The following is a 23,866-nucleotide window of genomic DNA, read 5'->3' as shown; positions in this document are numbered from 1 at the left end:
TTTTGGTTGCTGCCGTGGGGGAATGAATGGACATTGAGGAGCAGGTGCGGCTGATCAAGGCAGCCCGGCAACTGCATCCTAAATGGTATGCGGCAACATATCCCGACGTCGAAATGGTCGGGATGGACGCTGTCGAGCATTACGTCCGCTATGGTTCCCTCATGGGCCGCAAGCCCCGTAACGGTTTCGATACATCTTTCTACCTGAGCCGCTATGCCGACGTGGCGAAGAGCGGCCTTAATCCGCTGATCCACTATATCCTGGTTGGTGAGGCGGAGGGGCGGCTGCAAAGGGTCGAGGATCTGGAGAGGGTGCGGGACCGTGCCAAGCGGACGGTCGCCGATATTGCCAAGAAGCTCCTTTCCTGCGGTTTTCTGGATCGCCCAATCGCCGAATTCAGGGAGCTGATCGAAGGGGACTTCGAGCCCTTCACAAAATTCTTCGCGGCGCGGGAACTGGCACTCTGGAATTACCGGCTGCGATCTCCGGACGGCTATGGCGAGGCATTGCGCTATGCCAGTATAGCGCGATCCCATGCCCAAACCGACAATGACTTCATGCGGGCATTGTCGATTGAGAGTCTTTGTCACTATCAGCTGGGCCAGCGGGAACAGGGCATGGCGCTGCTGCCCCTGGCGGCGGGACGTGAGGCGCTCTTTCCGGATATCCAGCTCGCGCATTCGAATTTTGTTGAGGACGAAGCTTCCAGGATCGCCTTCATAAATGCCGCGCTGGCAGCCCGTTCCATACCGGCAATTGCCTTGAGGCAGGAGGCCGGACTCGGCCGGTATGATCGACTGGAGGCGGCCGCCCAGCTCACGAAGCTTTCGCGGCATGAGGGTCCGAAGGTTTCCATTCTTCTGGCATCGTACAATGCCGCGGCAACACTTCCCACGGCACTACGATCGCTTCTGCAACAGACCTGGCAGAATATCGAAATCCTCGTCATTGACGACTGCAGCACCGACAACTCGGCCGAGGTTGTCGCGGGTTTTGCGGAGGCTGATCCACGTATCAGATTTGTGTCGCTGCCGAGGAATTCTGGCGCTTACGTCGCCCGTAATCTCGGCCTCGATCTTGCCACCGGATCATATACAACTATTCACGATGCCGATGACTGGTCGCATCCCATCAAATTGGAAAAGCAGATTCGCTTCCTTATGGAGACGCCGGGGGCCTTTGGTTGCACGTCCCAGCAGGCGCGCGCCACGAACGACCTGGCCTTCACGCGCATGAATGGCGAGGGATATATCACGCATCTCAATAGCTCGTCCTTCATGTTCAGAACCCAGGCGCTTCGGGACAAATTTGGCTATTGGGATGAGGTCCGTTTCGGCGCGGACACGGAAATGCTCAAGCGGATCGCTGCCGCACTTGGTGCCAACGCCCTCCGGGAAATGTCCACCGGGCCGCTCTCATTTCAGCGAATTTCGGAAACGAGCCTGGTTGGCGATGAGTTCTTCGGCATCGATGGTTCGCATTTCGGTGCCCGCTATGCCTATTCGGAAGCATATTCTTTGAGGCATGCTCGCTCGAAGCGCAGAAGGTACGACAAGGATTCAGCCAGGCGCCCGTTTCCCGCGCCCTATCCCATGCTTCCGGGGCGCGCCAAGCTGGCCGAGCCCCGCCATTTCGATGTTGTCATCGCTTCCGACTTCCGCATGCTCGGCGGCAGCACACGTTCCTGTATCGAGGAGGTGATTTGCCAGCGCCGTAGCGGCGTTAAAACGGCTGTGATGCAAATGTACCGATATGATTTCGACACAAAAACCTCTTTCCTCACGGTCTTTGATGAGGTGATGGATGTCAGTGACCTCGACGTAGTGGTTTTCGGTGAGAATATTTCCTGCGACCTGCTGATTATTCGCTATCCCCCGGTGCTTCAGGAATACCAAAGGTTTCTGCCGCGAGTGGTCGCGAAGGAAATCAAGGTGATCATCAATCAGACGCCGATGAGCGAGTATTCTGGGGCGGGCGATGTGCGTTTCACCTTCAAAGAGGCAGCGCAGAATCTCCTTCAGTATTTTGGGAAATCCGCCGCCTGGTATCCGATCGGACCTCTGGTGCGAGAAACGCTGCACCAGCACCATGCGGATGAGCTGCATCACATCAAACTGGCCGATCAGGATTGGTTTAATATCATTGATATCGAAGGCTGGAGCCGTGGGCGACGCCGGCGCGGACCTTCGGATCGTCTTCGCATAGGCCGGCATTCACGTGACGCATTCGTCAAGTGGCCCGGCACGAAAGAGGAGGTGCTCGCCGCCTATCCCGCGTCGGACGATGTCGAAGTCCATGTGCTTGGTGGCGCAACGTCTCCCTTGGCTCTGATCGGTCAGATACCAGGCAATTGGACAGTGTATGAGTTCGGCAGCCTGGCCCCCGCCGTGTTTCTGGCTCAACTTGATGTCTTTATTTATTTCACCCACCCCGACTGGGTTGAATCCTTCGGCAGAACGATCATCGAAGCCATGGCCGTCGGCGTGCCGGTGATCCTTCCCGAGACTTATAAGCCGCTTTTCGCCGATTCAGTCCTGTATGCCGAGCCTCACACAGCTATTGAGTTAGCGCGGCGCCTTCACGCGGACGAGATCGCCTACGAAGCGCAGGTTCAGAAGGCTTGGCGGTACGTTGCCAAGAATTTTAGCCACGAGACGCATCTCTTGCGACTTAGGGGCGCAGGCGTTACATTGGCCGGGACGGCTGATGAAGTTATGTCGAAGTGATTATGCAGTAATGCTCCGGCATAACTCAGCTAGAGAGACTGTTTTGTCTGCCGATGACGAAAGTCTGGCTGCAAAGCCGAAGTTCATAGGCGAGAAGTTTTGCATGGCACAGCTGAGCGGCATGCCGCGGATGGATTTCGGCGGCGACATGACAGCCAGCGTTGACGCGCTATCTGCTCGACACCCGTCACATCGATATGCCTTTCGGTCTTATGGCGCAAAGGCAGAGTTTGATGGTCGCCAGGATGATATTCGGGCGCTCTTTTTCTTCGAAGAGGATATTCATCCCGTCGGTGAGCCGATGGAAATCGTCAAACAGATTTGCGTCATCGTCGAATCTTACACCCACTGATCCCACAGGCCCTTTCCGGAGCAGCCCATGACGTCACAAGCCTTGTCCTCGTCCGCGAAGGGCCGCCACGATCTCCTGATCCTGCCGGACGCCGCGAAGTTCCACGAAAGCATCGACGTCCGGCGCGGCGAGGACGTGCTGCTGCACATCCGACCCGCCCCAGCGCGGGGCGTGCTTGCCGTGAACACGCTGCGTGGCGGCCGTTGGGGGCGCGAACAGCATATCGCTTTTCCGGCCGAACAGACGGTGCCGCTGCCCCTCACCATCGAAACGCTGGCGTCCAACAAGGTCCGCGTCACCCTGGCCGATGAGCCGCCGCTGGAAATGGCGCTGCACGCGCCGCTCTCCGCAGGACGCTTCTGCCTGTCCCGCAACATCCGCGTGCAGCCGTCAGCCGAGGCCACCGGCTTGCTGCATGCCCAGATCAGCCGGGCGGATATGGAGCATGTCTCCGGCCTCCTGCAGATCCGGGCGACGCCGGATCGGGCGCCGGTGGAACTGGTGGTGCATGGCGATGGCCGCCTGCTCGGCGAGATGCGGATCATCCCGGTCGAGGGGGAGGGTGTCGTCGTCCAGACTTTCTCCCTGATCCACCCGCCGCACGCCCTGATCTATGAGGACATTCTGATCGAGCTGTTCCGACGAGATCCGGAAGGCCTGGTGCTGCTGGATGCCATGCCGCTCCAGCCGATCTATGTCGGTGCGGTGGAATACGCTTCGGAACGGGAGCTCACCGGCTGGGCACGCAACCCCAATCTGCCGTCCCGCCATGTGATGCTCGACATCTACATGAACGGTCGGCACCAGGGCGCCACGCGGGCCGACCTGCCGCATAGCGGCCCAGGCCTGGCGGAAGGGCGCTGCGGCTTCGAATACCGCCTGCCGGAGCCGGTCTACATGCCAGAGGCCCGGCAGGTGGACCTTTCGGTGCGAATCCGGGATACTTCGATCGAGCTGTTGCACAGCCCTTGGGCAATCGGTCGCCCGCTGGCCCTGCAGCCCCTGACCGCTGGACCGGAGCCGGACGCCGAAATTTGAAGATATGTATTGCGTCGCCTGACATCGTCGGCCCCATTCGCAATGGGGGTGTCGGCACCGCCTGTACGGCCCTCGCCCAGTTCCTGGCGTCCGAGGGCCATGACGTCACGCTGTTCTACACCTCGACCTATTTTGAGAATGGCACCCGCGCGCAGTGGGAGGCCTTCTACCGCGGATATGGTGTCACCCTGCTGTACCTGGAGGCGGATAGCCGCCCCCCGGTGCATCGGACGCCGGGCATCCAGGACGAAGACAATATTGCCCGCTCCTATCATGTCTATCGCCAGTTACGGGATACGGATTTCGATCTGATCCACTTCGTCGATTATATCGGGGCTGGCTATTTCACCGCGCTCGCCCGTTCCCAGGGCCTTTGCCTGGCCAATACTCTGCTGGCGGTGACCACCCACTCCCCCACGCTCTGGTCACGCATCGCCAACCTGGCGCCCGTCGATGACCTGTCCCACATGGTCCGGGATCGCATGGAGCGGCGGCTGATCGAGCTGTGTGACCTGGTCCTGAGTCCTAGCCACTACATGCTGGATTGGCTGAGCGAGAACGGTTTCGTCCTGCCAGCGCGGCGACACGTCATTCCCAACCTGATGCCGCGACGTCAGGACGCAGTGATGCGGCCCGCCGCGTCGGCGCCGGTGCGGGAAATCGTCTTCTTCGGGCGCATCGAGCCGCGCAAGGGTCTGCTGCTGTTCTGCGACGCGATCGACCGCATCCGGGACCGGCTGCCCGCGGACGTCACCATCACCTTCCTGGGCAAGACTGGCGGAGCCTATCCGGCGGATCTGGTGCAGGCGCGCGGGCAGCGCTGGCAACGGCCGGTGCAGATACTCTCCGATCTCGACACCTTCCAGGCGAATGACTACCTCGCGCAACCCGGCCGGCTCGCCGTGCTGGCGGCGCTGACCGACAATTCGCCCTATACCGTGCTGGAATGCCTTTCCCACCGGGTGCCCTTCATCTCCTCCGATGTTGGCGGCATTGCTGAGCTGATTGCGACGGAATCCCAGGCGGAGACACTCTTCGCCCCGACACCGGCCGGCCTCGCCACCCGCTTGCTGGCGGTTCTGGCCAAGCCTGGAGTCCAGCCAGCGCAGCCCGCGCCCGCCATCGCGCAGGCCGAACAGGATTTTCGCGATCTGCATAACGCGCTGGGGAAGGAGGTCGCGGAACGCCGCCGCCAACCCGCCCAACCCAGCCGCCGCAAGCCGATGGTCAGCGTCATCGTGCTGCATTTTGAGCGCCCCGTGGAACTGGCCCAGGCCATCGCGGGCCTTGATCAGCAGGACTATCCGCGGATGGAGGTCATTGTCGTCGACAATGGCAGCCGCTCACCCGAAGCCCGGGCCAGCCTCGATGCGCTGGAGGCGGAGGGCCGGCCCAATCTGCGGGTCATGCGCATGCCGGAGAACCTCTATGAGCCTGCGGCGCGCAATGCGGGCGCCGCCGCGGCCGCCGGCGAATACCTGCTGTTCATGGACGACGACAATGTCCCCAAGCCGCAGGAGGTCGAGACCTTCGTTCGCGCCGCCCAGCAGGGTGGCGCCGATCTGCTGACTTGCTTCAACGATCAGTTCAGCACACCGGCCCCGCCAGCTATGGCGGAGGAGGCGCTGAAGCGCTTCGTCGTCTTTGGCGATTTCGGCCCCCTCGGGCTGATCCTCAACAGCTATGGCGACCTCAACTGCTTCGTCCGCCGCGACCGCTTTCTGGCGATCGGTGGCTTCGTCGTGGATGGCCGCTTCAACCATGCGGAGGATTGGCGCTTCTTCGCCAAGGCCTGGTCGCGCGGCCTGAAGATGGATGTCGTGCCGGAGGCATTGATCTGGTACCGAACCGGGGAGGGCGGTTGGGGCGACGGTTGGCGCAAGCGGGACCGTTCCGGCGCCATGGCCCGCGCCGCCGAAGTCTATCTGGAGGTCGCGCCGCCGGAGGTGAAACCTTTCCTGCGCCTGGCCCAGGGCCTGTTCTGGAAGGGCGTGGAGCTGGAAGGCGCGCGCCGCAACCTGGGCCAGGAACTGGCCCAGGCGCGCCAGGACCGCAGCGGCCTAGCTGCGCGCAACCATCAGCTTGAGGTCGAGAACGAGGCGCTGCGCCAGACCCTGGCGCGCATCGATCCCCTGCTGGCGCAGGTGGAGGAGGCGCTGCCGGATGATCCGCGTCTGCAACGCGGCCTGCGCTTCGTGCGTGAGTTGAATGAGCGCTATATGCGCTACAGGAAGGACTGACGCCCGGCGTCGGCGCCTGGCTCAGCGCGGATCGAACTGCGCCTCGAGCAACGTCGACATCAGCCATGCCGGATCCTGCCGGGGCTTCAGCCGCATCACGCAAAGCCTGTTGACCCTCTCGCAGACATCAAAGGCTTTCAGCACGACGTCATATTCGGGCCGGTTGCTGCTAACGTCATGCAGCATCAGTCGCAGCCGCCGTGAGACTGCTGGGCTGCGTCCGACGACGAGCGCGGTGGAGAGGCAGCAAGCCACACGAAACCGGCCATCCACATAGACCAGGTCCGGCAGACGCTTCATTCGGGCCCAGGCCTCCCAGGGCGCGCGTAGATAGTTAGACCACTGATGATCCGGCGTCGGATTGGTCGGCCGGCCCCAGTCACCGACCGGGCCGATATCGGCGTGCAGCAATTGGACGCGGCCCCGGGCCAGTTCAGGCACGATGCCGGGATGCTGGCGAGCGGCCTCCACCCATGCGGCACTGGTATCGACCGCCACGATCCGCTTGAAGCCACCCTGCACGGCCTGCAGCGTGGACCCGCCCATGCCGAATTCCTGATAGTGCTGCCGGCCCGACTTCAAGGTGGCGTCGAACAGTTCGCGCTCCCCCTCGAAAAGATGAGGCTCACCGAGCGAGGCCATCGGCTTCGCACTGGCCAGCGGCGCGGGCTCATCGGCCGGCTGGCTCGGAGTGTCGTGCAATGATGCGATCCTTCATGCAGCCATGCCCCAGCACAGCTCATGCTGCTGTGCGGCATACCCATCCTGGATCGATCTCGGCGGCCCCGCAACCGCAGCATTGAAGCGGCGGTCGAAGCTGGCGGGTGATATCTGTATAAGAGACGTTTCCCCGGAAACGAACGCGGCGATGCAGCTAGATCTATTTGCTCCCAGGCAATTTTCGAGACGCATCGCGTCGTCGCGAGACCTGCCAATACTTATCCCTGGGCAAAGGCGCGATGGATCATCAATCCGTCATGCTTGTCCGCGATGTGCTGGAACAGCAGCCGATCCTCCCGCGTCAGTTCCAGCAACTGCTCACAGGTCTCACTGGTCAGGGTCACCTTGCCCTGGCCGGCGGTCACATTTTCCCGCTCCGGCCGCTGCGGTGGCAGGTGCAGCCATTCATGCAGCTTGATGGAAACCTCCGGCACCCGCGCCGTGGTCCCGACCAGGGCGTAATACGTCTCCAGGATCGGAATTGCCTCCGCCGCCGTCGCCCGGCCGGTCAGTTGCAGGCACGCCTCCGCCGCCAGTTCCTGGCCCGAATCCGCGATGAACTCGGCGAAGCCCCGGCTGCGGAAGCTCTCATGCAGGGGGTGCTCTTCCCAGGTCGACATGTAGTTGAAGGCGGAGAGCAGCCGCGCCACCGGGTCGCGCAGCAGGGTGGCGAAGCGGGCGCCGGAACGGGCGCGGGCCATCGCTTCCTCGAAGGTGAAGTGGCCGCTGACCATGGCATAGGGCGCGACCTGTTCCGGGCTCATGGCGCGGAAGGCCTCCTGCGCCTCCGAATCGCCGATGCGCAGCACGCTGCCCTCGGGCAGGCCACGCTCCAGCGCCGCATGCAGGGCGAAGCCGCCGGTCTTTGGCAGGTGGACGAAGATGAGCTGCGCCGGTCCCTGCGCATCCGTCCCCAGATCGTTCTCCATCGCGCCCAAGATACCGTTCTCCGATCAGGCGGACCGGAAGGACCGCCGCCACCCTATGATCGCCGGGGGAAGCCTGCGTCCAGCCCCCGCCTCGCCGATCGACCTGATAATGCCACAGCCACTCTCGTGTCAGGCATCCCGGCGCGGCTTGAGGAAGGCATAAATCACCAGCAGCAATCCCGCGAGCCAGGCGGCGCCGACGATCCAACGACGCCAGGCCATCAGCAGCGCCATCGGTGCCACGGTCGCGGCAGGGGCTTCCGGATAGGCGATGCGCAGCGGTGGCGTGGGCGCGCTGGACCAGGCGAGCACCAGGCCCTGCCCATCCAGCAGGGCGACATCCCCCTGGTCCAGCCGCGGCGCCGGCGCCGGAAGCGGGGGCAAGGGGCCCAGCGGCCGCAGCCACAGGCCGGGATGCCCCTCGGAAGTGACGATCTGCGCCGCCAGCACCTGCGCCAGCCCGGCCAGATCCAGCAGCGGCCGGCCTGCACGGTTGGACAGCAGCACCCGGCCCGCATCGAAACGCAGCACCGGGTCGCTGCCGGCGGGCGGCTCCATGGTCGCGGCCAGGAAGGGGCCGGTCGGGCTGGCCGGCGTGCCGGGCACGGCCAGTGTCACACGCAGCGGCGCCCCGGCCGGTACCAGGGCGCGCAGCACCCAGAGCAGCGGATTCAGCCCCTCCGCCACCAAGGCCCCGCCCGGCGCATCCACCACCACCTCGACCCCCGCCCCGAAGGCGGCCGCGAGCCCCAGGAAGTCCTGCGGCGGGCCGGCGGGGCCGAGGCGGATCAGGCTGGAGGGCAGCAGTTGTGCGAGCCCGCCGCCGGCGGCCTGTTGCAGCACCACACGTATGCGGTTCTCCGCCGCCAGCAGCCCGGGTGGCACGGGAAGCGCCAGTCGGCCCGCGCCATCGGCCCCGAGCGTCACCGCGCCCAGCACCACCCCGTTGAGCAGAAGCGTGGCGACGCCCGGGCTGCCGCCCGCGGCCGGTGTGGCATGCAGCTCCATCTCCAGCGCCTCGGGCCGCCGGCCGGGCGGCAGGTCGCGGCTGGCGAAGCTCAGCTCCCAGCTCGCCCGTGGCTGATCCTGCGGTGCGAGGCTGCCGCGCAGACGGCTGAAGGGCAGGGTCGTGGGGCCGGCCGGGTCGGCACCTACTTCAAAGGCCGCACCGCCTGCCAAAGCAGGGGCCAGGGCCAGGTCGCGCCAGGGGCTGTCCAGCAGCCGCGCCAGCCGCTCCGGCTCCGCGCCCCCCAGGGTCAGCACGGGCAGGCCATCCACCTGGCGGACCATCGCCGCCTCCGCCCCGCCGCCAATCATCACGATGCCACGCGACCAGATCCGGCTGCCATCAGCCACAGCGCGGCTGGGACCGGGCGGTGCGCTGCTGATCCGCGCCTCGCGCCCCGTCGCCGCCAAGGCGAGGCCGATGCGCAACGCGGCGGCGGCTTCCTCGGGGCTGATCGGGCCGGGGCGCAGAAGCACCTGGGTCTCGGGTGGCAGCAGGCGAAACAGCGCGGCGACGGACAACTCTGCCGCCCGCGGCAGCAGCAGCACCAGATGGCTTTCGGGCCGCAGCGTGGCGCTGGCCGGCGCCTCCGGCGCCTCGCTCAACAGCCGCAGCTCCAGCGTCAGGCCGTCCTCCGGCCCCGCCAGGGCCGCCTCCGGCAGGGGCAGATCCAGCAGCAGGCGGGTTTCGCCCTCGGGGAAGGGGCGGCTGGCCAGCACCTGGCCCTGCAGGCGCAGCTCCACCGCGTGACGGCCGGGGAAGGGGGCGGCGAGGTCGATGGCGAAGGCGAGCCGGGCGTTGAGGCCCGCGACCCCGCGCGGCAGGGGGAAGGTCAGTTCGCGACCCGCCTTGTCGAAGCCGAGACCCTCCGCCAGCCCAAGCTCCGCCAGACCCATCCGCCGCAGCAAGGCCGGTCCTGCCGCGGACAGAGGCCGGGCCGCCGGGGTTGGGCTTAGGGTTGGAGTTGAATCGTCCCGCTCAGGGGCGGCGGGTGGTGGCAGGGGCAAAGCGGGCGTGGCGGCGGCGGGCGGTCGCCCACGCGGCTGCGCCTCGGCGAGTCCCGTGCCCGTCAGCAGCGCCACGGCAAGGCAGGCATGGCGCAGGAAAAGGCGTTGGACGGTCACGGGTCCTCATTCAGTCAGGCCCGTCGGAGCTTTCGATGCCGGGCATGTCCGGCACCGGTCTTGCCTCGGCATGACGGGGTGGTGGGTAAGTATTCCACCCCGCTCGCTGGCGCGGCAAGGGACGTCGGCTTGACGTTTCAATAGCCGCGCAGCGGCTCCGCCAGCAGGGGGAAGGCCGAATGCACATGCGGCATCACCACCGGCGCCACCGGATGCAGCATGGATTTCTCCACCGCCGCGAAGCTGTTGGCACCAAGCAGGCCGAGGCAGGTCTGCACCTCATCCTCCAGCAATTCGAGCACCCGTCGCACGCCGTCCTGCCCCGCCGCGGCCAGGCCGTAGCAGTAGAGCCGGCCGAGCCCCACCATCTCCGCCCCCAACGCCACCGCCTTCACCAGGTCGCTGCCCCGGGTGACGCCGCCATCCATCCAGACGCGGGCGCGGCCGCTCACGGCTTCCACCACCTCCGGCAGCACGGCCAATGAGCCGCGCCCGTGGTCGAGCTGGCGGCCGCCATGATTCGAGACATAGACCACCTCGATCCCGTGCTGGACCGCGATCGCCGCATCCTCCCCGGTGCCGATGCCCTTCAGGATCAGGGTGACGCCCGGATGCTTCTCCCGCACCCGCGCGATATCGGCCCAGGACAGCGCGGCCTGGTAGTTCATGCCGGAGGAGCGGGCGCGCCAGTGCTTGACGAAGCGCTTGGCGATGTCGCGCTCGCGGCGGCTGTAATGGGCGGTGTCGACGGTGATGGCGAAGGCGTCGTAGCCGGCATCCATGGCACGGCGGATATGGTCATCGATGAAGTCCGGCCCGCCGCGCACGTAAAGCTGGAACACCTTGGCGCCGTCCGGATTGGCCTGGGCGGAGCCTTCCAGCCCCGGCTCCGTGACGGAGGAGACGATGATCGGCACGCCGAATTCCGCCGCCGCGCGGCCCGCGGTTGCCGCCCCACCCGGATCGAAGGAATCGAGCGAGCCCACCGGCGCCAGCGCCACCGGCAGCCGGATGCGGCGCTTGCCCAGGAAGTCGCCGCTGCTGTCCACCTTGCTGACATCGCGCAGCACGCGGGGCCGGAAGGCCCAGGCGTCCAGGGATGCGCGGTTGCGCATCATGGTGGTCTCGGTCTCGGTCGCGCCGACCAGATAATCCCAGATATTGGCGTTCAGCCGTATCTTGGCGGCCTTCACCAGCTCATGCAGCGTCTGGAAGCGTTCCTGGCCTTCGGTCGACATTTCCCACCCCTTGGAATTGATGGCGCAGTCTGCCCCGTCAGGCGGGCGGGGCCTACCCCCTGCCACGGTGCGGGCAGGGAGGTGGGGGGTCCCGTGCCAGGCCGGTGCGCCGGTCGTGACATGGCGGCTGGGCCATGCATCCTGCGGCGGGTGCCGGTGCGGATCCCGGGCGCAGCGAAGGGCGAATCGCATGATGATGGGTTGGCGTGCCGGGGGCCAGGGCGGCTGGACCGCCCTTTTCGTCGGTCTTGTTCTCGGCGGGGCCTTGCCGGGGTGTGCCAAGCAGCCACCCGTTCTGATCTGGGAGGGCCGGCAGGAAAGCGTCCAGCAGACCCGGCAATCCGCTCCGAATCGCGGCGCGGAAGGCGAAAGAGCCGCCCGTGCTGCTCTTCAGGATTTTCGCGCGCTGCTGTCGCGCGCCGATGCATTCGACCCTGATCGTGTGGCGCAGGCGCTTGCGCTGTCGATCACCGAGCGCAGCGGCCGGTACCGGCCAACCTCACCGGAATTCGTCACGCTCCGTCCCAGGCGGCCGGACACGCCGATCACCTCCGTGCGGATCATCCTGAAGCCTGAGACGGGACGTTCCCTGCGCGGCAGCCAGATCACCATGGCGCTGTCGAGCGAGCGCTTCGGCTGCATCACGCTTGCTGACGTCACCGCCGTGTTCGGCGAGGGCTACGAGGCCGAGCGGAACCTCCCCTTCCAGCCGCCCTGGCCGGTCGAGGTTCCGGTGGATGTGGCCGTCTACCGGATCGACGCCACCCCGCCGCGCAGCGTCAGCTTTGGCTTCCGCTTCCTTGATTGCCTGGGCTCGATCGACGCGCTCGAACTGCTCGACTGAGCGACGCGGCCCAGGCGGCTCCTCCGCCGCTTCCGATCCTCAGGCGCGGCCCTGTCGCAACGTCGCCAGGATGGCCTGCGCGCGGGGCAGGGCGGCCAGCGCGTCGGCCGCCAACGGCAAACGGCGGCGCCAGTTGGGACGCTCCCGGTCCGTGCCGGGCAGGTTCACCGCCTCCGTCTCCCCGGCCAGATCCTCGGCCTGCACCAGCAGCAAAGCGGAGGAGGTCAGGGCCACCAGGGCATGGATGGCGGCGGCCAGGGCGTCGTCCAGCGGACCATCGGCGGTCGCACCCTCCGGCAGCAGGTCCTGCTGCGCCAGTGCCTCCAGCAGCGCGGCGCGGTCGGCGGCGCGTTCGGCGCGGGCGGCTTCGGCGTCCACCAGCAGGCCGAGCGATTCGCGCTCCGCCAGATCGGCGCCGATCCAGAACCCGGCCAGCGTGGCCAGATCGTGGGTCGAGACGCAGGCGGCGGCGCGGGCGGGCCAGGCCTCGGGCGGGGTGAAGGCGGTGCCCTGCCGCTCGAACCACAGCACGCGATAGGACAGCACATCGGCGGCGCGCAGCGCCTCCCCGATCCCGGGCGGCACGGTGCCGAGATCCTCTCCGACCACCAGACAGCCCGCATGGTGGCTTTCCAGGGCCAGTTGGCCGAGCAGCGCCTCGAAGGGCTGGGCAAGGTAGGTGCCCTCCGACCCCTTGGCACCCTCCGGCACCAGGAACAGGCGGCGCATCCCCAGCACATGATCCACGCGCAGCGCGGCGGCGTGGCGCATATTGGCGCGGATCAGGCGCGCGAAGGGGGCGTGACCCTCCGCGGCGCCATGGCGCGGATCGGGCGGCGGCAGGCCCCAGACCTGGCCCTCTGCGGCGAAGGGGTCGGGCGGCGCACCCACCGAGAAGCCGGGCAGGAAGCGGCTGTCGCCGGACCAGATCTCGGCGCCATCGGGCGCGGCGCCCACGGCGAGGTCGCGGTACAGACCGGCGCCGGCGCGCCCGGCCTCGGCCAATTGCGCATCGGCCAGCCATTGCTGGAAGGCGGCGAAGCCGATGGCATCGCTGGCCTTTGCCCGGAAGTCGGTGAGGCCGGCATCATCGCCATGGCGCAACCCCTCGGGCCAGCGGCGCGAATCGCTATGGCCGATCTGCTCGGCCAAGGCGGCGAAGGCGCAGAACTGGTCCAGCGCCAGGCCACCTTCCTGCCGGAAAGCGGCGAAGGCCGGGTGGTCCTTCGGCAAGGCGTCCCAGGCCGCGCGCAGCACCGCGCGCTTGGCCTGCCAGACGGCGTCGTGATCCACCGAATCCCGCCGCGACAGGCGCTGGAACACCGGCTCCGCCGCCACCAGTGCCGCGCGCACCGCGTCGTGGTCGGCCAGCACCGGCAGCGCCATGACATCCACAAAAATCGGGTCGAGGAAGCGACGGTCGGAGGGGTGGTAGGGGCTGGCGCGGCTGCGGTCCGTGGGGAACAGCGCATGCGGCGGGCTGAGCCCCAAAAAGGCCGCGCCCTGGTCCTGCGCCATGCGGGCATATTCGGCCACTGCCGAGAAATCCCCGATACCCTGGTCCTGCGTCCCTCGCAGCCCATAGATCTGCGCCGCAACGCCAAAAACCCGGCCGCCGCCCGCCAGGATGGGTGGCAGATGGCAGGTGGTGGGAGCGATGGCGAGGTGGCAGGCGGCCTCTGGCGCCGCCTCGTCGAAGATCAGGTGGCGGCCAATCGGCAGGATGGGCAGGGCGACCAATCGGCGCGCGACCCTGCGGCCATCCGGCAGCAACAGCCGTTCCGTCGTGCCGGCTTCCGGCGGGATGGCCAGCCTCTGGGTGCTGCCATCCTCGCAGGCGATGCGCAGCATCACCGGACGATCGGCCAGCGGCATCGGCAGCAGCACGGGCGCCGTGCCGCGATGGCTGACAGCGCCCGGCAGCGGCGGGATGCTGGAGAGCGTCGCCAGGCTGTCGCGGATCGCCGCGGCATTGCGCGCCGGCAGGCCCAGCGCCTCCAGCAATCCGCGCAAGGTGGTGGCCGGCACCTCCGTCCGCTCGCCGGAGATCGCATACCAATGCGTGTCGATGCCGGCGGCGCTGGCGAGGCGGCTGAGCAGCGCCGCATCGTCCACGCCCTGTGGCGCGGCCCGTTCCTCGCCCAGCAGCAGCACGGCGCGCGCGGGCAATTCGGTCGGCAGGTCTTTCCGAGCTGGATCAGCGCTGTCGGCCAGCAGGGTCCAGCGATGGCCGCGGCGCGGCGCGGGCAGGGCCAGGGGCTGGGCCGCGCCGGCATTCAGCGCCAGCAGGCAGCGGTCACCCGCCTTGTACAGCAGGGCCAGCAGCGCGCGGTTCTCAGGATCGTGCCAGTCGCCTTCGGCCATCGCGGCGCCATCGGGACGCAGCCAGGCCACATCGGGCAGTCCATCCGCCAATGCCGCACCGGTCAGCGGCTCGGCGTCATGCAAAGCGGGATGCGACTTGCGGGCCGCGATCAGCTTTGCGGCAAAGTCGATCAGCCCCTGATCGGCGCTGGCCCAGTCGAACCAGCCGATCGCATTGTCCTGTGCATAGGCGTTGTTGTTGCCGTTCTGGCTGCGCCCGGCCTCGTCGCCCATGGCCAGCATCGGCGTGCCACGCGCCAGCAGCAGCGTCGCCAGCAAGGCGCGGATATCGCTTTGGCGGCGGGCGCGAATGGCGGGGTCTTCGCTCGGCCCCTCCACCCCATTGTTCCAGGACATATTGTCCGTGGTGCCGTCCCGGTTGTCCTCGCCATTGGCGTGATTCTGCTTGCCGCTGAAGCTTACGAGGTCAGCGAGGGTGAAGCCATCATGCGCCGTCACATAGTTCACGCTGTCGGACAGGGCGCGGCCTGGAAAGATGTCTGCCGAGCCCGCCAGCCTTGCCGCCAGGGCGCCCACTCGCCCGCTGTCGCCGCGCCAGAACCGCCGGACATCATCGCGAAAGCGGTCATTCCATTCGCCCCAGCCGGGCGGGAAGCGGCCGAGCTGGTAACCGTCGGAGCCGATATCCCAGGGCTCCGCGATGATAAGCAATTCGCGCAGCACCGGGTCCTGCCGCATCGCCTGGATCAGCGGCGCATTGGCATCGAAGCCGGCATCGCGCCGGGCCAGGGTGGTGGCGAGGTCGAGCCGGAAGCCGTCCAGCCCCGCCTGTTCCGCCCAATGCCGGAAGGCATCCATCACCAGCCGCAGCGGCCAGGGCCGGTCCAGCGCCAGGGTGTTGCCGGTGCCGGCATCGTTCACATAGCGCCGCGCATCGCCGGGGATCAGCCGGTGGAAGGTGGCATTGCCGAGGCCCTTCAGCGACAGGGTCGGGCCGAGCTCGTCGCATTCGCCGGTATGGTTGAAGACCACATCCTGCACCACGGCGATGCCGGCCTCATGCAGCGCCGCGATGGCGGCCCGCACCTCCGCCATGCCGCCGGGTGCCAGGCGCGGGTCGGGGGCGAGCAGAGCGACGGGATTGTAGCCCCAGTAATTGCTCAGCCCGAGCGGCGGCAGATGCCGCTCATCCACCCAGGCGGCCGCCGGCAGCAACTCCACCGTGGTCACGCCGAGGCGCTTCAGATGCGCGATGCTGGCTGCATGGCCGAGGCCGGCGAAGGTGCCGCGCAGCGCCTCCGGCACCGCCGGGTTCAGGCGAGAGAAGCCCTTCACATGCAGCTCGTAGATCACCTGCGGACCTGAGGGCGCGCGGCCGGGCGCTGGGGGCAGGGGGGCGGTCAGGATCGCCTTGGGCAGGAAGGGCGCGCTGTCCGTATCGTTCGGCGCATCGCCGGTGTCGAACAGCGCCGGATGCAGCGCGAAGGGTCGATCGAGCGCGCGCGCCCAGGGATCGACCAGCAGTTTGTGCATGTTGAAGCGATGGCCGTGCCAGGGCTCGAAACCTCCCTCGACGCGCAGCCCGTAGCGCGTGCCCTCGGTCAGGCCCGTGACATGGCCATGATGCACATCGCCGGTTCGACCGGGCAGACGGATCCGCGCCAGCTCCCGATCCGTGACGTCGAACAGGCACAGGAAAACAGCCTCGGCCCCTGGTGCCGGAAAGGCAAAGTTCGCCCCCTCCGCATCCAGCGTGGCGCCGAGCGGTTCCGCCCGCCCGGCGCCCGCCTCAGCCCGCATGCGCCACGGCGTCGCGATACAGCGCGGCGTAACGGCTGGCGGAACGGCGCCAGGATACGTCGCAGCGCAGCGCATTGGCTTGCAGCTTCTGGAACAGCGGCCGATCGCGCCACAGCGCCGCCATGCGCAGCACGGCGGCCTGGAGCATTTCCTGACTCACTGGGGAGAAATGCACGCCGGTGCCCTGGCCTTCGGCCAGCGCCATCTCATTGGCGTCGATCACGCTGTCCGACAGCCCGCCGACATGGGCGACCAGCGGCAGCGCGCCGTAGCGCAGCGCGCAGAGCTGGGCGAGGCCGCAGGGCTCGAAGCGGCTCGGCACCAGCACCACATCGGCGCCGCCGTAGATCTGTCGCGCGAGGGCCTCGTCATAACCGATCTCATGCCCGACCCGCCCGGGATTGGCCCAGGCGGCGCCGCGCGCCGCATGTTCCAGCTCGGCATCGCCGGTGCCGAGGATGGCAAGCTGCGCGCCCTGGCCCAGCATGGTGCCCAGCGCGCCCAGCACCAGGTCCACGCCCTTCTGCCAGGTCAACCGGCCGACGAAGCCGAACAGCAGCGCCTCCGGATCCTCCTCCAGCCCCAGCCGGCGTTGCAGCGCGGCCTTGTTCACGGCGCGCGGCTTTGCATCGGTGGCGCTGAAATTGGCCGGCAGCAGCCGGTCCTTCGAAGGGTCCCAGGCTGTCTCGTCGATGCCGTTCAAGATGCCGGAGACGATCTCCGCGCGGCCACGCAGCAGCCCATCCAGGCCCATGCCCATCTCCGGCGTGCGGATCTCGGCGGCATAGGTGGCAGAGACGGTGGTGATGCGATCGGCATACCAGAGCCCGGCCTTCAGGAAGCCGGTGGTGCCGAAATACTCAACCCCCTCCACCGACAGCGCCTGCGGCGGCAGGCCCAATAGCGGGAACAGCGCCAGCGGGAATTTGCCCTGGAAGGCGAGGTTGTGGACGGTGAAGACGCTGGGCACGCGCTTCGCCGCGAAGCGCAGATAGGCCGGGGCGAGGCCCGCCTGCCAATCATGCGCATGCACCAGATCGAAGTTCAGATTGCGGATGCCGCCCGTGGCGACCAGCGCGGCGACGGCACCCAGCGCCGCGAAGCGCACGCCATTATCCGCCCATTCGCCACCCTGCGGTGAGAGATAGGGGTTGCCCGGACGGGCGAAGAGGTGCGGCGCGTCGATGGCGATGATGTCCATCCCCGCCACCTCGCCGCGTTGCAGCCGCGCCGGCCCGCCGAACAGGTCGTCGATCCGCCGCAGCGCCCGGCCATTGCCCAGCGCCGCCATCACCGCGGGATAGCCCGGCAGCAACGTGGTCACGCGAACCCCCTCCGCCGCCAGCGCGGTCGGCAGCGCGCCGACCACATCGGCGAGACCGCCGGTCTTCACCAGTGGCACGCATTCGGAGGCGACGGAGAGAACGCGCAGGCTCATGCCGTCAGCTTGTCCAGCATGGCCTGCGTGACCAGGCAGATGCCCTTCTCACTGCGGCGGAAGCGCTTCGCGTCCTCGATCGGGTCTTCGCCGATCACCATGCCCTCGGGAATTCGCACGCCGCGATCGACCACCACATTGGTCAGCCGCGCACCGCGCGCCACATCGACATAGGGCAGCAGCACGCCACCTTCCACCTTGGTGAAGGAGTGCATATGCACGCCGGTGCAGAGCAGGGAGCGCCGCGCCATGCCGCCGGAGACGATGCAGCCGCCGGAGACGAGGGAGGAAATCGCCTCCCCCCGCCGCCCATCCGCGTCATGCACGAACTTCGCTGGCGGCACGACCTCCGCATGGGTCCAGATTGGCCAGTCGCGATCGAACAGGTCGAGCTCCGGCACCACATCCGTGAGGTCGATATTGGCTTCCCAATAGGCATCGATGGTGCCGGCATCGCGCCAATAGGGCGTGGCTTCCGCCGAGGAACGGACGCAGGAGCGTTCGAAGCGATGCGCCACCGCCTTACCGTGCTTGACCAGGTAGGGGATGATGTTGTGGCCGAAGTCGCGCTGGCTGTCCGGATCAGCGGCGTCGCGGCGCAGCTGATCGAACAGGAACTTCGTCTCGAAGACATAGATGCCCATGGAGGCCAGGGCGAGGTCCTCGCGGCCCGGAATGCCGGGCGGGTCCTTGGGCTTTTCCAGGAAGTCGACGATGCGGGCATTCTTGTCGACATGCATCACGCCGAAGGCCGTCGCCTCCATCCGCGGCACGGCGATGCAGCCCACCGTCACATCGGCGCCGGATTCCACATGCTGCTGCAGCATGTATTCGTAATCCTGCTTGTAGACGTGGTCTCCCGCCAGGATGACCATGTGGCGCGGCGCCAGATCCTCGATGATGTCGATGTTCTGGTACACGGCATCCGCCGTGCCGAGATACCAGTTCTGGCCGTCGCCGCGCTGGCTGGCGGGCAGGATGTCGAAGCTCTCGTTCCGCTCCTGCCGCATGAAGTTCCAGCCGCGTTGCAGGTGGCGGATCAGACTATGCGCCTTGTACTGCGTCGCCACGCCGATGCGGCGGATGCCGGAATTGATGGCGTTGGACAGCGCGAAGTCGATGATCCGCGACTTGCCGCCGAAGAACACCGCCGGCTTGGCCCGGCGGTCGGTCAATTCCATGAGCCGGGACCCGCGACCACCTGCGAGCACGAAGGCCATGGCGGTGCGGGCCAGCGGCGCGGAGGCCTGGCTACGGCTGTTCGGCATGGTCTTCTCCCTCTGTCATTCCTCAATACGCTCCAGCATCAGGTAGATGGTGGCAAGCGGGGGCAGAACCACAACGGCCGAGGCCGGTTGGCCGTGCAGCGGCAGGTCTTCCGCCACCACCTGGCCCATATTGCCCATGCCGGAACCACCGAAGCCTGTCGCATCGGTGTTCAGCACTTCCCGCCACACACCTGCCTGCGGCAGGCCGAAGCGATGATGTAACCTCGGAACGGGTGTCAGGTTGCACAGCACGGCGACGGGCGGACCGCCGGCGCCGTCCATGCGCAGCCAGGAAAACACGGAGTTTTCAGCGTCATCCGCGTCGATCCAGCGGAAGCCCTCGTGATCCGCATCGCCCGCATGCAGGGCGGGAATATCGCGGTAGAGCTGGTTCAATTCCCGGACCAGCACCTGCGCGCCCTGATGCGGCGGGAATTGCAGCAGCCACCAATCCAGCTCCCGCGCCTCCGACCATTCGCGCCATTGGGCGATCTCCCCGCCCATGAACAGCAGCTTCTTGCCGGGATGGCCCCACATGAAGCCGAAATAGGCGCGGAGCGTCGCGAAGCGCTGCCAGTCATCGCCCGGCAAGCGCCCGAGCAGCGATCCCTTGCCATGCACCACCTCGTCATGGCTCAGCGGCAGCACGAAGTTCTCGGAGAAGGCATACATCATGCCGAAGGTGACCAGGTTGTGGTGCCAGCGGCGATGCAGCGGATCGAGCGAGATGTAGCGCAGCGTGTCGTTCATCCAGCCCATGTTCCATTTGAACTGGAAGCCGAGCCCGCCATCCTCCGCCGGATGGGTGACGCCGGGCCAGGAGGTCGCCTCCTCGGCATAGACCGCCGCACCCGGCGTCTCCTCCGCCACCAGGGCGTTCACCTGGCGCAGAAAGGCCACGGCCTCGTGGTTCTCCGTGCCGCCCTGCTCATTCGGCACCCAGTCGCCAGGGGCGCGGCCGTGGTCGAGATGCACCATGGTGGAGACCGCATCGACGCGCAGCCCGTCGGCGTGGAATTCCCGCGTCCAGTACAGCGCGTTGGAGGCGAGGAAGCCCGCCACCTCCCGCCGTCCGAAGTCGAAGGTCGCGGTGCCCCAACCCTTGTGGAAGCCGCGCTTGGGGTCCGGATGCTCATACAGCGCATGGCCGTCGAAGCGGATCAGCCCGTGGCGGTCCTGCGGGAAATGCGCCGGCACCCAGTCCAGGATCACGCCGAGGTCATGGTCGTGGCAGGCCTGGATGAAGCGCTTCAGACCGGCCGGGTCGCCCATCCGCGCGGTTGGCGCGTGCAGCCCGATCGGCTGGTAGCCCCAGCTTTCATCCAGCGGATGCTCCATCACCGGCATCAGCTCGATATGGGTGAAGCCCATCCAGGCGACATAGGGGACCAGGGCGACGATCAGGTCGTCCCAGGAATAGAAGCGCCCATCCGGATGGCGGCGCCAGGACGGAGCATGCACCTCATAGATCGAGACCGGCGCGCGGGGGGACTGCTTCGCGCCACGCTGCGCGAGATAGCCCGCATCCTTCCAGGCGAAGTCGTCGTCGCCCAAAACGACGGAGGCGGTGGCGGGGCGAAGCTGCGCCGCGCGGCCGAAGGGGTCTGCCTTCAGCGGCTGCACCTGCCCATCGGCGCCGAGAATTTCGTATTTATAGGCGGCGCCAGCGCCCAGGCCGGGGATGAAGATTTCCCACAGCCCGCTGTCGACGCGCTTGCGCATCGGGTGGCGGCGGCCGTCCCAGGCATTGAAATCGCCGACGACGGAAACCCGCTTCGCATTCGGTGCCCAGACCGCGAAGCGCGTGCCTTGCATGTCCTCGTGCCGCACCACATGCGCGCCGAGGCGCTCATGCAGCTTGCGATGTGTGCCCTCGACCAGCAGATGGTCGTCCAGCGGGCCGAGCGTGGGGCCGAAGCGGAAGGGGTCCTCCACCTCCCAAACGCCGCCTGCATTGGCGGCGCGCAGGCGATAGGCGAAGGGCAGGGCGCGGCCAGGCAGGAAGCCCTCGAAGATGCCGTCCTCATCGCGCCGTTCCAGTGGCAGGGCCGGGCCGCCCGCGGCGGGCAGCACCTCCAGCCGCGTCGCATCCGGCACGAAGGCGCGCAGCACCAGCCCGCCCTTCACCGGATGTGGCCCGAGCCAGGCGAAGGGGTCGCCCTGCCGGGCGTTACGCAGCGCCTCCAGCTCGGCCTGTGGCATGCGCCAGGCTTCCATCATCGGCGCTTCACCTCTTCATCGTTTCACGGGGACGTTCCAGATCTCATCCGCATATTCCGCGATGGTGCGGTCGGAGGAGAACCAGGCCATATTGGCAGTGTTCAGCACGGCGGATGTCCACCACGCCTTTGGGTCGCGCCAGCGCTCATCGACCTTGCGCTGGGCGTCGTAGTAGCTGTCGAAATCCGCGCTCACCAGGAAGTAGTCTGACGCACGGAGGGAGGCGACGAGGTCGCGGTAGCGGGTCGGGTCGTCCGGCGAGAAGACACCGGCCTCGATCTGCTCCAGCGCTTCCTTCAGGCGGCGCGACTTGGCGATGGCGGCCTCGCCCTGGATGCCCTCGGCACGATGCTTCGCCACTTCCTCGGTCGTCAGGCCGAAGATGAAGATGTTGTCGTCGCCGACATGTTCCTTGATCTCGACATTGGCGCCATCCAGCGTGCCGATGGTCAGCGCGCCGTTCAGCGCCAGCTTCATATTGCCGGTGCCCGAAGCCTCCATGCCCGCGGTGCTGATCTGCTCCGACAGGTCGGCGGCCGGCACGATCATCTCGGCGAGCGAGACGTTGTAGTTCGGCAGGAACACCACCTTGAGCAGATTGCGCACGGTGGGATCGCTGTTCACCACGCGCGCCACGTCATGCGCCAGCTTGATGATGAGCTTGGCGCGATGATAGCTGCTGGCCGCCTTGCCGGCGAAGATCTTGACGCGGGGCGTCCAGTTCTTCGTCGGCTGGCTGCGGATCTCGTCATACAGGGCCACGGCTTCGATGACGTTCAGAAGCTGGCGCTTGTATTCATGGATGCGCTTGATCTGCACGTCGAAGATCGCATCGGGGTCGATCTTCAGCTGGTACTGATCCCGCACCAGCGCTGCCAGCGCCTGCTTGTTCGCGCGCTTCACCGCGGCGAATTTCTGCTGAAAGCCGGCATCGCCGGCCAGCGGCCGCAGCTTCTCCAGCGCCTGGGCGTTGTCCAGCACCTCCGCCCCGCAGGCTTCCACCAGCAGCCCCGTCAGGCCCGGATTGCACTGCTGCAGCCAGCGCCGGAAGGTGATGCCATTGGTCTTGTTGGTCAGCCGCCCAGGGAACAGGTGGTGGAAGTCGGCGAAGACGGTCTGCTTCAGCAGGTCGGAATGCAGCGCCGAGACGCCATTGACCTTGTGCGAGCCGACCACCGCCAGATGGCCCATGCGCACGCGCCGCCCGTGACCTTCCTCGATCAGAGAGACGGAGGACAGCAGCCGGCCATCATCCGGCCTCTTGCCGCGCACCTCATCCAGGTGGAAGGCGTTGATCAGGTAGATCAGCTGCATGTGGCGGGGCAGCAGACGTTCCATCAGCGGCACCGGCCAGCTTTCCAGCGCTTCCGGCAGCAGCGTGTGGTTCGTATAGCTGATCGTGCGGCGCGTGATGTCCCAGGCCTCATCCCATGCGATGTCATGTAGATCGACCAGGATGCGCAAAAGTTCCGCCACGACGATGGCCGGATGCGTATCGTTGAGCTGGATGGCGACGCGGTCGGGCAGGGATCGGATGTCGCCATAGACGCGCATGTGCCGCCGCACGAGGTCCTGCAGCGCGGCGGAGGAGAAGAAGTATTCCTGGCGCAGCCGCAGCTCCTGCCCCGCCGAGCTTTCGTCGGAGGGATAGAGCAGCTTGGAGATGCTTTCCGCTCTCACCTTCTCCGACAGGGCGCCGATATGGTCGCCCGAATTGAAGGCCTCCAGCTTCAGCGCATCGGTAGCGCGCGCCGACCACAGCCGCAGCGTGTTCACATGCGCGCCGCGCCAGCCGACGATGGGCGTGTCATAGGCCACCGCCTGCACCGTCTCGCCCGGCTTCCAGACATGCTTGACGCTGGCCTCGGAGATGTTCACCGCCTCCACCACGCCGCCGAAGCCGATGGTGTGGGAGATTTCGGGCCGGGCGAATTCCCAGGGATTGCCGAAGTTCAGCCAGTCCTCGGGGAATTCATGCTGCCAGCCGTCGCGGATGATCTGGCGGAACAGGCCGTGGTCGTAGCGGATGCCATAGCCGAAGGCCGGGATGCCGAGGGAGGCCATGCTCTCCATGAAGCAGGCGGCGAGGCGGCCGAGGCCACCATTGCCCAGCGCCGCATCGGGCTCCGCGATGCGCAGCTTCTCGGGGTCCACGCCCAGCGGTTCCAGCGCGTCGCGGATGGCGCCGACCAAGCCGAGGTTGCAGACATTGTCCCGCAGCAGCCGGCCGATCAGGAACTCCAGGCTCAAATAATAGACCTGCTTGGCGCCGGACTGGTAGGTGGCGCGGGTCAGGTCGATCCAGCGATCGACGATGCGGTCGCGCACCGCCAGCGCCGTGGCGATGAACCAGTCGCGGTCCCGCGCGCCGAGCCGGCTTTTGCCGAGGTCGTAGGTCAGCTTGTGGAGGATGGTCTCACGCAGCGCCGCCGCATCGTCCAGCTTCGCATTGGGGGGGGCGGTGCTCGTCGGGGTGTCCATCGGTCTATCGGCTCCTTGCTGGCGGGCGCACGGCATCGCCACCGCGTGGCTTTGCAGCAAATTGATCGGGGCGCCAAATGAAAAACAAGCTGCGATGATCGCCCGCAGGTTGTGCGG

14 protein-coding genes are annotated in these 23,866 nt (G+C 67.0%); 5 read left to right on the top strand and 9 right to left on the bottom strand.

The features are described 5' to 3' along the window. Window positions 1–26: 26 nt before the first annotated feature. From ACVFYP_RS21960 to ACVFYP_RS21945, 4 genes are all read left to right on the top strand, one after another. Window positions 27–2,726, top strand: coding sequence for a glycosyltransferase (locus ACVFYP_RS21960; RefSeq protein ID WP_499202349.1), 2,700 nt, complete (start codon window positions 27–29; stop codon window positions 2,724–2,726). A 103-nt stretch (window positions 2,727–2,829) separates the two neighbouring features. Beyond that, the gene (locus ACVFYP_RS21955; protein ID WP_499202348.1) at window positions 2,830–3,078 is read left to right on the top strand and encodes a hypothetical protein; all 249 of its coding nucleotides are present in this window, start codon (window positions 2,830–2,832) and stop codon (window positions 3,076–3,078) included. Between the two features lie 27 nt (window positions 3,079–3,105). Then, complete coding sequence (locus ACVFYP_RS21950; RefSeq protein ID WP_499202347.1) at window positions 3,106–4,116, top strand: hypothetical protein; 1,011 nt, start codon at window positions 3,106–3,108, stop codon at window positions 4,114–4,116. Beyond that, on the top strand, window positions 4,113–6,356 hold the full coding sequence (locus ACVFYP_RS21945) for a glycosyltransferase (protein ID WP_499202346.1): 2,244 nt from the start codon (window positions 4,113–4,115) through the stop codon (window positions 6,354–6,356). Before ACVFYP_RS21950 ends, ACVFYP_RS21945 begins: the two co-directional genes overlap by 4 nt. A gap of 21 nt (window positions 6,357–6,377) precedes the next feature. Here ACVFYP_RS21945 and ACVFYP_RS21940 read toward each other — a convergent pair whose 3' ends face one another. The 4 genes from ACVFYP_RS21940 to ACVFYP_RS21925 all read right to left on the bottom strand — a co-directional run bounded on the left by ACVFYP_RS21940 (window position 6,378) and on the right by ACVFYP_RS21925 (window position 11,373). Then, complete coding sequence (locus ACVFYP_RS21940; protein WP_499202345.1) at window positions 6,378–7,058, bottom strand: hypothetical protein; 681 nt, start codon at window positions 7,056–7,058, stop codon at window positions 6,378–6,380. Between the two features lie 236 nt (window positions 7,059–7,294). After that, entirely contained in the window at window positions 7,295–8,014 is a 720-nt protein-coding gene (locus tag ACVFYP_RS21935) for a hypothetical protein (RefSeq protein WP_499202344.1), read from the bottom strand. Between the two features lie 120 nt (window positions 8,015–8,134). Beyond that, window positions 8,135–10,135, bottom strand: a complete 2,001-nt coding sequence (locus ACVFYP_RS21930; RefSeq protein ID WP_499202343.1) for a hypothetical protein — start codon at window positions 10,133–10,135, stop codon at window positions 8,135–8,137. Window positions 10,136–10,272: 137 nt separating this feature from the next. Then, window positions 10,273–11,373 carry an alpha-hydroxy acid oxidase gene (locus ACVFYP_RS21925; RefSeq protein ID WP_499202342.1) on the bottom strand — a complete coding sequence of 367 codons (1,101 nt, stop codon included), beginning with the start codon at window positions 11,371–11,373 and terminating at the stop codon, window positions 10,273–10,275. A gap of 190 nt (window positions 11,374–11,563) precedes the next feature. Here ACVFYP_RS21925 and ACVFYP_RS21920 point away from each other — a divergent pair, with 190 nt between their 5' ends. Beyond that, window positions 11,564–12,217 (top strand): hypothetical protein, encoded by a 654-nt coding sequence (locus ACVFYP_RS21920; protein ID WP_499202341.1) that lies wholly within the window; start codon window positions 11,564–11,566, stop codon window positions 12,215–12,217. Between the two features lie 39 nt (window positions 12,218–12,256). Here ACVFYP_RS21920 and glgX read toward each other — a convergent pair whose 3' ends face one another. The 5 genes from glgX to ACVFYP_RS21895 are packed head-to-tail and all read right to left on the bottom strand — an operon-like array spanning window position 12,257 to window position 23,749. After that, entirely contained in the window at window positions 12,257–16,342 is a 4,086-nt protein-coding gene (gene glgX / locus ACVFYP_RS21915) for a glycogen debranching protein GlgX (RefSeq protein WP_499202340.1), read from the bottom strand. Beyond that, entirely contained in the window at window positions 16,332–17,774 is a 1,443-nt protein-coding gene (glgA, locus tag ACVFYP_RS21910) for a glycogen synthase GlgA (RefSeq protein ID WP_499202554.1), read from the bottom strand. The genes glgX and glgA overlap by 11 nt, the downstream gene beginning before the upstream one ends. 2 nt (window positions 17,775–17,776) lie before the next feature. After that, the gene (glgC, locus tag ACVFYP_RS21905) at window positions 17,777–19,048 is read right to left on the bottom strand and encodes a glucose-1-phosphate adenylyltransferase (protein ID WP_499202339.1); all 1,272 of its coding nucleotides are present in this window, start codon (window positions 19,046–19,048) and stop codon (window positions 17,777–17,779) included. Between the two features lie 15 nt (window positions 19,049–19,063). Next, the gene (gene glgB / locus ACVFYP_RS21900) at window positions 19,064–21,268 is read right to left on the bottom strand and encodes a 1,4-alpha-glucan branching protein GlgB (RefSeq protein ID WP_499202338.1); all 2,205 of its coding nucleotides are present in this window, start codon (window positions 21,266–21,268) and stop codon (window positions 19,064–19,066) included. Window positions 21,269–21,283: 15 nt separating this feature from the next. After that, entirely contained in the window at window positions 21,284–23,749 is a 2,466-nt protein-coding gene (locus ACVFYP_RS21895; RefSeq protein ID WP_499202337.1) for a glycogen/starch/alpha-glucan phosphorylase, read from the bottom strand. Window positions 23,750–23,866 lie beyond the last annotated feature (117 nt).

It is taken from the genome of Roseomonas sp. F4 (assembly GCF_053891155.1).
This window is presented reverse-complemented; position numbering and strand designations above follow the sequence as displayed.

What these genes read in the sequence shown, in the direction of transcription:
- ACVFYP_RS21960 (WP_499202349.1), top strand. Translation starts at nt 27, where the DNA reads ATGGACATTGAGGAGCAGGTGCGGCTGATCAAGGCAGCCCGGCAACTG.
- ACVFYP_RS21955 (WP_499202348.1), top strand. Translation starts at nt 2,830, where the DNA reads ATGGCACAGCTGAGCGGCATGCCGCGGATGGATTTCGGCGGCGACATG.
- ACVFYP_RS21950 (WP_499202347.1), top strand. Translation starts at nt 3,106, where the DNA reads ATGACGTCACAAGCCTTGTCCTCGTCCGCGAAGGGCCGCCACGATCTC.
- ACVFYP_RS21925 (WP_499202342.1), bottom strand. Translation starts at nt 11,373, where the DNA reads ATGTCGACCGAAGGCCAGGAACGCTTCCAGACGCTGCATGAGCTGGTG.
- ACVFYP_RS21920 (WP_499202341.1), top strand. Translation starts at nt 11,564, where the DNA reads ATGATGATGGGTTGGCGTGCCGGGGGCCAGGGCGGCTGGACCGCCCTT.
- glgX (WP_499202340.1), bottom strand. Translation starts at nt 16,342, where the DNA reads ATGCGGGCTGAGGCGGGCGCCGGGCGGGCGGAACCGCTCGGCGCCACG.
- glgC (WP_499202339.1), bottom strand. Translation starts at nt 19,048, where the DNA reads ATGCCGAACAGCCGTAGCCAGGCCTCCGCGCCGCTGGCCCGCACCGCC.
- glgB (WP_499202338.1), bottom strand. Translation starts at nt 21,268, where the DNA reads ATGATGGAAGCCTGGCGCATGCCACAGGCCGAGCTGGAGGCGCTGCGT.
- ACVFYP_RS21895 (WP_499202337.1), bottom strand. Translation starts at nt 23,749, where the DNA reads ATGGACACCCCGACGAGCACCGCCCCCCCCAATGCGAAGCTGGACGAT.